At 37.5% G+C, this 9,281-nt stretch carries 9 protein-coding genes; 3 read left to right on the plus strand and 6 right to left on the minus strand.

The features are described 5' to 3' along the window. Window positions 1-629 (minus strand): hypothetical protein (locus ABDH28_05595; GenBank protein ID MEN2998491.1); only part of this gene is annotated, 629 nt, incomplete at its 3' end. Between the two features lie 464 nt (window positions 630-1,093). Here ABDH28_05595 and ispH point away from each other — a divergent pair. Both ispH and ABDH28_05605 read left to right on the plus strand, forming a co-directional pair. Further along, complete coding sequence (gene ispH / locus ABDH28_05600; protein ID MEN2998492.1) at window positions 1,094-1,972, plus strand: 4-hydroxy-3-methylbut-2-enyl diphosphate reductase; 879 nt, start codon at window positions 1,094-1,096, stop codon at window positions 1,970-1,972. Window positions 1,973-2,026: 54 nt separating this feature from the next. Continuing rightward, entirely contained in the window at window positions 2,027-2,620 is a 594-nt protein-coding gene (locus ABDH28_05605) for a hypothetical protein (protein ID MEN2998493.1), read from the plus strand. On the opposite strand, the gene ABDH28_05610 is transcribed toward ABDH28_05605, so the two are convergent. The 5 genes from ABDH28_05610 to ABDH28_05630 all read right to left on the minus strand — a co-directional run bounded on the left by ABDH28_05610 (window position 2,617) and on the right by ABDH28_05630 (window position 8,945). After that, window positions 2,617-3,138: a chemotaxis protein CheX gene (locus tag ABDH28_05610; protein MEN2998494.1), complete on the minus strand. Its 522-nt coding sequence runs from the start codon at window positions 3,136-3,138 to the stop codon at window positions 2,617-2,619. The genes ABDH28_05605 and ABDH28_05610 overlap by 4 nt on opposite strands. A gap of 115 nt (window positions 3,139-3,253) precedes the next feature. Then, complete coding sequence (locus ABDH28_05615) at window positions 3,254-3,790, minus strand: ankyrin repeat domain-containing protein (protein MEN2998495.1); 537 nt, start codon at window positions 3,788-3,790, stop codon at window positions 3,254-3,256. 196 nt (window positions 3,791-3,986) lie between these two features. Next, a complete protein-coding gene (locus ABDH28_05620; GenBank protein MEN2998496.1) occupies window positions 3,987-4,793 on the minus strand; it encodes a hypothetical protein in 807 nt (268 codons plus the stop codon). A gap of 12 nt (window positions 4,794-4,805) precedes the next feature. Continuing rightward, a complete protein-coding gene (locus ABDH28_05625; protein MEN2998497.1) occupies window positions 4,806-5,960 on the minus strand; it encodes a hypothetical protein in 1,155 nt (384 codons plus the stop codon). Between the two features lie 12 nt (window positions 5,961-5,972). Next, a complete protein-coding gene (locus tag ABDH28_05630) occupies window positions 5,973-8,945 on the minus strand; it encodes a DUF2808 domain-containing protein (protein ID MEN2998498.1) in 2,973 nt (990 codons plus the stop codon). Between the two features lie 148 nt (window positions 8,946-9,093). On the opposite strand from ABDH28_05630, the gene ABDH28_05635 reads away from it, so the two are divergent. Further along, the coding region (locus tag ABDH28_05635) for a hypothetical protein (GenBank protein ID MEN2998499.1) at window positions 9,094-9,281 on the plus strand (188 nt) is incomplete at its 3' end.

Genomic DNA, 9,281 nt, shown 5'->3' on the forward strand with positions numbered 1-9,281 from the left:
ATGACCCTACCTAAAGGTAGTAAATTCCTTGTCTTCATAACATACTCTGGAAATTCATCTTCTATACTGTCTGCAAACTCATCCACAACAAGATGTATTGCTCTTCTTATTGTTCTCTGCCTAACCCCCTCAACTGCCGAATAGATAGGAAGAACTATTCCGAATTCTTCTTTCTTATACCCATCTTTCTCCAAATCAGCATAGTCAAATGTAGCACATTGCAGACTGTTGTATTTATACTCCCACACTCCTGTGACTATAAATCTCTTACCCACTTCAAACACACTGGCAAGAAAATCTCTATTGTAACAGACAAGTTCCCCTCTAAGCTCGCCATCACTCACTACAACTTTCAACACCTTCTCCTGCTTCACAAAAATGTAGTCATGCTTAACAACTTCAACTATGGTTGTTGCCCTCACTTTGCCTGTAGTAGACCTAGAAAGTTCTTTTACAATATCCGAAAGACTTTTTAATTCAGTTCTATCCTCATACCTTATAGGGAAATATGTTAAGACATCGTAGACCGTGTAAAGTTTCAACCTATAAAGTATCTTTTTCCTATCTAAGGTTAGTCCTCTTATCTTCAGATCCTTTATGTGAATCTTTTTGGTATCTTCAAGAAACATAGATTCACTTTCAGAAAACCGAAACTAAAAACTCCACTATCTTACAAGAAGAAAAGAATCCAAAATAGTCCCAAAAGGCATTAGATACTCCAAAAGCTTTGGTAGGTTTTCTATCCTTACAGAACCTATTATAATATACCACAGACAATCACATTGTAACAGAGTAATCCAGTGTTTTTCAAATAGATCGTACCTAACAATAAATTCCAAATTTTAGCTGGTAACTAGGCAAGATTCTAGACTTTTTGCTTACTTACCTTACTTTGGTTCTAGATAGCGCTTGTTTGATCACAAGATTTCACTCCACATAAGCCTCTCAGATGCTCGCTAAGAGAAATGTTTTCTCAGTTCCGACATGAACTGAAAGAAAAATAGAGAGAAGGTTACTCTTAGTTGTAAACTTTGAACCTTATTATACTCCTAATCTTGCGAAGGAGTGTATGTGCTTATAAAATTTCCTATGTATGGAAATAGAAATTGCTAAAGAAATTGGATTCTGTTTTGGAGTAAGAAAAGCAATTGAAAAACTAGACGAAACACTGGAAAAAGAGAACGAAAAAGTGTATATAACTGGAGAACTGATACATAATAAGGACCTTCTGAAGAAGTATGAAGGCAAGAAGGTAGAGTTTAATCAAGACATCTCAAGCTACAATGAGCGAGGAATAGTTATAATAAGATCTCACGGAATATCAGACGAAGAAAGAGAAAAAATAAACTCTAACCCTAATGTTATCAAGGTTATAGACGCAACATGTCCCTATGTTCTCAGAGTACATCAACTGACTAAAAAGATGTATAAAGACGGGTATCATATAGTAATAATAGGCGAAGCAGACCACCCAGAAACAAGAGGATATTACCTAAACATCAAAGATCGTGCTACTGTAATAAACTCTAAAGAAGAGATAAGTAAAATTCCCAAAGTTAAAAAGGTAGCAGTCTTTGCCCAAACTACCATGGATTACCAGAAGTTTAAGGAGATAGTTGGAGAAATGGTTACTGAATTTGAGGAAATTAGAACCTTCACAACTATCTGCCCTCCTGTATACAATAGGCAAAAGTCCGCAGAAGAACTCTCTAAAAGGTGTGATCTTGTGATTATCCTAGGAGGGTATAATAGCTCAAATACAAAGAAACTTAGAGATTTATGTGCAAAATATACCGACACAGTCCACATTGAAAATATAAGACAGCTTGATCCTAAAACTCTTGAAGGTAAAAGGAAAATAGGCATAGTAGCTGGAACTTCAACTCCTGACTGGATAATAGAGGAAGCTTACAACTTTCTAAAGAGCAGGCAAGTTAAAGATAGTAGAGTTTTTTCCGAAAATTCCTATTAGGGTTTTTGTTGATATTCGGAACTTTGCTTCAATACACTTCTAAAGGAGGTGGATATGAAGATAGTAAGGATAGGCGAAGGCGGAAAAATAAACCCCAACAAAGATGTTTCAGAAACAAGTAAGTCCAAAAACACTGAAACCTCCAGTAGAGGAGTAGACGAGATAGTTATAAAGCTTAAGTCCAAAGAGTTTCCAGAGATGATAAAGAATGAGATGATAGTCATCCAAAGAGAAGTTACCATAACACAAGCACAAATAGATGCCATCTCCAAAGTATCAAAACTACTAAAGGGGATCACAACTTACGATGAAAACATCAAGAGCCAGATACAACAACTATACGAAACCAGCAAGTATGAAGATATGTACCTTCTGGAAAATATAAAAGATGAACTTTTTTCGGGAGACTTGAACAGATTACTCTCAGCTTTGGAAAAAGAAGTAAACAACCTTTCCAGTAAAGTTGAAGAAAATCGCAAAAAGACAAATGCTTTACTCGTGAAATTTCAAAATATAAACACATTCATTGACACAATCTCTAACGAACAAGTAGATACAACAGCAAAGTTAATAACATCAAGCATAACAAGAGTTCAGAAGATCCTAAACATAACCCCCTACAATGTAATGAAATTCCTATCAAATTAAGACTTTACCTCTGACTTTAAGCTTTCCACATCAAGAGAGTTGTCAAATAAAATTGATATGCTCATGCTACCATACACCGTATCTAGAAGTGACTCAACATATTGTTTGTATGAAACCAATAATCCCTCTCTATTGATTAACACAATAGGCGGTAGAATATGTATCTTAACACCTGAGTTGAACAATTCTGTTACAGCATTTCCAGAAATCTGATTTGCTACCTCTCCCAAAATATCCTTAAACATTTCCTTGAACTCTTCGTTCGTCATACTTTCAATTCCCTTGCCATACACCTCCTTTAGCATATTATCAACCATCTTCACAGAAAGTCCTTTGTCAAACTCAAAAATAATACACCCTTTTATATCTTCCTCAAACATAATCAAAACAGCAACAGACTTATTTATTCTCTTCTGCCTTTTTATGCTTGTTCTATTCCTATAAAGCTCTAGCTTACTTACCTCCTTAACCACTCTTATGCTAGAAGAAACAAACGAAAGAATTACCTTAGGATCCATACTAAATAATTATCTACCAAGCCAAAATACTACTTTAATATAATCCATAATGAATCATCCCAGAGATAGCAGGTTCCACTATCCAAAAACACTTATCCCAGAGCATAACCCCATTCTATTTTACTATTTTTTTGGTCAAGAACAAATATATTTCTTCATACCCCTTATCTCTAGCTATATCAATAGGCGATAATCCCTGCCTGTTTCTTAAGTAAGGATTAGCACCATAAGTAACGAGTAGCTTAACTATCTCGTAGTTATTTAGCATAACCGCTAGATGTAGGGGTGTATCACCATCATCATCTCTTGAATTTACATCAGCTCCTTTCCTTATAGAGTTTATCACTCCAGAGCTATCTCCCTTAACACACGAAATTCTTAGATCCTTATCTAGAGGATCCTTGTAAACCCTAACACTCTTTAGATTCTTCTTTCTTGATTTTTCCGAGCTTTCTGAAGTATTCTTGTCTCTTACATTCTCACTAAACGACGATTTGTCATCAGCTTTAGTAACCACACCAGAAAAAGAAGATTTACTATGCTTGGTAGGCTTTCTTCCATCTGCACAGGAACCAATGAAAACGCTAACCATTATCATTGTTACAGCAACGAGAAGCACTTTTCTTAAAGCCTTATATCCTAACCCTCTCATAGCCCATTTCAAACCTTACCCAAAAATATTATTTCGCTACGTACTTAAAATTATCAACTCTAAAAACTTCAAAAAGCTCTTATTTTAACCACTTTTTGCTCTTTTCACAGCACCTCAAGAAGGAAGAACTAATCCTTCCGATGTCTCTCCTTTCCTATTCAAGTTTTCTCAGTAGTTTTTACACAAGAAACAAAGTTCAGCGCAATGTTGAAAGTCTTTGAAGACTTCTTAATATCTCTTGGTTTTCGGGATCCAGTTTACTCGCATCTTCAAGAAGCTTTCTAGCACCAGAGTAATCCTCTTCGTCAAGTAGCTCCATAGCTTTTGAGTAGAGTTCCTTAGCCTTCTTTTTGTTAAGATCTCCTTGACTAGGTTCATTTCCTCTCTCATACCTAAAGCTCTCCCTTCCCTTTTGCTTTATCTTAAACTCATTGGTATAGGAATTAGTTGAGAACTCCCTAAGTGAAGAGAAAGCTTCATTTATCTCCCTCTCAACAATGTCTCTAACTATATCTTTAACTATTGATTTCATTTCATCCTTCATAGCAGAATAGCTTTCTCCTCTTAGAGTCTCAGAAAATGTCTCCTTAATTACCTCACTCACCATCAGGAATATATCAGCTCTAGCCTGCCCTATTAAGTTGCTTATCACAAGCCTTATGCTTTCTTTCATTTTGTCCCTGTCTAATGTTCCGGCTGGTTGGAAGGCTACAAAAGCCTCTTGAGACATAGCTTTAGGAGCTTCTTCGGTAACTTGAGCTTGAGTATCCCGTTTCTTCTTGCCTCCTCCAAGTTTTTCATAAAGTTTTTTTGCTGCTTCATACTCAGGCTCAATCGCTAAGGCCTTCTCTAGTTCTGCAATTGCTCCTTCAACATCTCCAGCAACATATAGAGATTTCGCAGTTTCATAATGCTTCTTAGCCTTCTCAGAAACAGCAAAAGCATCAACACCAACGAAAAGACAAACAAAAAACACAAATAATATCGTTAAAATTCTCCTCATATTGCACCTCCCTTATTCTTCTATAGCCAATATATCCTCTATTTTCTTCAACATTGCTTTTGCAGTATCATTATCAGGATTAATTTTAAGAACCTCCTCCAAATACTTCTTAGCATTCCTGTAGTCCTTCGTCGAGAAATATAACATAGCCTTTGAGAAATACTCTCTCTCCAAGTTTTCAGTCCTCTCTTTTTCTTTTCTCTTCTGAACCTCGGGATCTATAACTTTAGCAAGATACCTTGGAACTCCCGAGAGAAATTCAACACTTCCCATGGAGTTAAATCCCATCCCATCCACCCAACCTAAGAACCCTATCTTTGAAAATCCTCCAATACCATAACTTAAACCAAAGCTTACTGAGAACTGATTTCCCACGCTACCCACCAACTTTATAAAAAGATTCGGATCAACAGCAAAATTAACCCCGAAGTTAAGGTTTATCCACTTAAACGACAGAATCTCCTCATACAAGCTTATGTTATCAACACCTAAGGACAAAATTATACTATCCTCAAGAAGATAATAGAACGCCCCCAAGCTTATTCTCGTAGGTAGCATTTCTACAGTTCCCGTTGACCATGTTTTTGACGAATAAAGGTTAACCATACCTACGCTAAAGCCTAAATCTGGAAGGGATTTGATAGGATTAAACACAGCACCTAAATCTACCCCTACACCACTCCCGTAAACATCTCTTAAAGAACTTGAAAGATACTTTACTCCAACCCCAAGATCAAACGGAAATCCAACTAAGCTTCCAACACTTGTCCCATAGTCAAAAACAACACCCCAATCGAAAGTAGATGCAACTCCCATACTTGTACCATTTTCATCCCTAAGGTCTATATTGTTCACACCTCCAAGAATAACTGTTAATCCCATTCCTCCCGCAATATCTACTCCCGTCAACCTATAAAGTCCAACAGAACTAGAAAGTACCCCTCCAAACCTATCATAAGGCATGTAGACACCAAGAATAGTAAACTCAAAGTCTCTTGAAAAGGAAACAGATGCTGGGTTTGCTAATATTCCTAAACTAGCACTACTCATACCTCTGCTTGCCAACGCAGTGCTCATAACAGAATACTCTGAGAACAAATAGGAAATATCAGCATAAACATCACACACAAAGCACAGAGATAGTAATAAAACCACCAACCTTTTCATAATCTTACCTCCTTATTTCGATATATATACTTTGTAGACATTATTGAAAGATTTTCTAAGATCAACAGACTGCGCATAAACTTTCACAAAGTATACTCCATTAGGAAGTTTAACTCTAGCATCACTTGTAAGGTTCCATCTAGTTTCATACAAACCAACATCTACAACTTTTCCGTTCTCCAAAGTAGCAACCTTCCTGCCTGCAAAATCGTAAACCTCAATAATAATCCTACTATCCTGGTTTAAAGAAAAAGAAATCCTCAACTCATCCTTTACAGGATTAGGATACACATAAACCCCGGATACTAAATCTGAAGTAGGAGTTCTATCTTCAACTAAGGTCCATAGAGAAAAGTGATAAGTTTTTGCAGAAACTTTCTTGTTTTCCTTATCAACGGTGCTTGGCACAACTATCCACTTTTTCTCTGTTTCATCATAATATGCCAATGAGAGTCTATCAATTACCCTACCCTTTACTTCTTCGTCACTGTAGTGAATAGTCACAGTAACAGGTTTTGTGATAGCAGAAGTTAGGATTATGCTATATTGCTTACCAATGATATCAACTAAGTGATTAGGAAGTGATTTATACGCAGGATTGTTCTTATCAACAGTATCTATTGATAGATAACCATCAACTTGAAGCGAATTTTGCGGTATTTCAATTCTTAGTTTTCCTAAGTCCCAACTATAGTTTCCACCCGATGACTTACCCACAAGGAAAACATTAGTAGGACCTCCAGTTCCTCCAGTTCCTTTAAACTCCCATATTCTATACTTACCTAGAGAAAGAGTGTAAACTTCAACATATCCATCGCCAACAATAGAAGAAGCTAGTAAAACCCACTCTTTCAAAGCCTCATCATACCTAGCTAGCTTGAAGTTAGCTACTACGTTAGTACTGGTGATAAGGTTAGTATTGGCGTTCGAGAAGTATAGCCGTACTCTCACAGGTTTCTGCAGAGATAATGACGAGCTAAATTCGTATACATTGCCTATGAATATATATTCGTTACTCTGAGCCATTGTTGCAGCTGGAACATTAGTTGTGGCTACTATTGTGACTATGCTTGTTCCGTTGAAAGTTCCATTAGTAGTTATCATCCACGCTAGATTGTCACTGGACGTATTTGTAACCACTGCATTACCTGGAACATAGTTTGTTCCATCAGAAGGTGGAGCTGTTGCAACTATCACTACCCTATTAGTCATACTACTTATCACACCAGCAGATAGATTGGTAACATCTCTCAAGCCAGATACAACACAACTCCATACCCTAGCACCTGCCGTAGAAGGATTCGTCACAGTTATAGGTATATACATACTTCCACCTTCACCCAAAGGACTTGCAGAAGATAGTGTAACTGTAACTTTTCCAGAAGTAGTAGGAGTAGGCTGAGTAGTAACAACCGCAGAAGAGACTTGACCAGAACTATTAAGCAAAGTAACCAAACTTTGATCTACAGATGCATAAGTATATCCAGCAGGAATCGTAATCTCTACCCTATCAACCGCATCACCAGAATTAGCAGGATTGCTTACAACTACAAGATAAATTGAGACATCATTGGTGTTGGTAGAACCTCCTATTATGCTTATTCCAAACATTGGAACATTAGTGAACAAGTGAGGAACTACATTAACTACTCTATCATAACCTGTGGTAGTTGAAACTGCTGAACCACCAGCAGCCATCCCGAAAGTATGGCTACCAGCAGAAGAATTCACAACATTAGTTATGCTTACAAATATGTTATTGTTAGCAGCACCAGCCCCAGTAATAACATTTGATACCCACCATGTTCCACCAATGTTTGCTAGCATACTACTACCAAATCCAGCACCATTGGCTTGAACACTAACCACTGCACCAGCTGAAGGATCAAACCCCGAAGGAAATGAAATTCTAGGGTTATTACCAGCAGCCCATGCAGCAGTATTCCAGAAAACCATCCTATACACATTGTTTGAACTTCCAGCAGTAGGCCATCCCATGGTCCTAGTAGTAATATCAAAGAAAGGATAAACGTCTCCATACCATCCAGCAGCAGGCGCCGCTATGGCTACAACCCTTTGAGGGGCAGTAAACCCTGGCATATCCAAAACTCTAACAATTTGACCACTTGTTCCCTCAACGTAACATTCCCAATCGTAGTTACCTGCAGCTGCAGGTAATGTCATAACGCTAAGAGTTATAAGAAGCACATTCCCAGGAGGAACTGGTGGCACAGATAAATAAAATGTCTTAGGCAAGCCAGCACCAATAGCCCCAACCGTGAAATTTGTAAGTTGTACTCCTGTTGTCAAATTTGTTATCGTAAGAACCGTTCCTGCAACAGTAGCAAATGCTGGAGGAATACTTAGAATTACCCTTCTTATCGCATCTCCTGCATCGTAAGGATGATAAATGATATAAGTAAGCCATGTATTAGCATTATTCACCACCTTAAGACCAGTATTAGCAGCAGCATTACCAGATGTAAATACAACCCTACCATAAGGAATACTTCTAAACCCAAGAGAAGATACAACACTTAAACTCAAAGTCTTACCAGGCTTTGCTCCAACACTTATTGGATTATCACCTATTCCATAGGCAGTCATAGTCCACACATAACTACCTGTGGAAGAAGGATTTTGAACATTGGTAATAACTATAAAGGCACTGCTACCAGGCATAAGAGGGGTAGAAAAATTAACCATAATAGGACCAGAGGTATCAACTATTCCACTACCCCTACCTACGACACTAACATACCCACCTGCAGAAGCAGTAGAAAAACCAGAAGGTATTGAGATCTCTGCCCTAGCTATGGGTTCACCACTTGTAGGATTTTCTAGAACAAACATTAAAGAACCAAAAGCATTTGTTAGATCACTACCCCCTATTCTTTCAACATAACCAACAGGCGAGGCAAATATCATCTCAGAGGTTACTAACAACGAAACTACCAATACCAAAGCTTTCTTTATCACCTTCATATCTAACCTCCTAAATCTAGAAACTATTATAAAACTCCTTAAGAAGAGTTTCAATAATCTAGGACCTGAAGTTTGTAGCAGAGTTTGGTAAAAATTAAAGTGAAATAACCTCCTCTTGCCCTTAAAATAACGGCAAAAGGAGGTATGTATGAATTGCAGAAAAACTATAAATCACTTTATCAAAAACTTTCTACTTGACCTTCCATCCAAGCTCAGGAAGAAAATATCAGAAGTTGTTCTCGCAATCACCCTATCTAGGAGTTTGAGGATATCTAGGATATCTGAAAACAGTAGGAAGAGGGACAAGATGAGCCAGTGGGGAAGGTATGAGTTTGT

It is taken from the genome of Brevinematia bacterium (genome assembly GCA_039630355.1).
GTDB lineage: Bacteria > Spirochaetota > Brevinematia > DTOW01 > DTOW01 > SKYB106.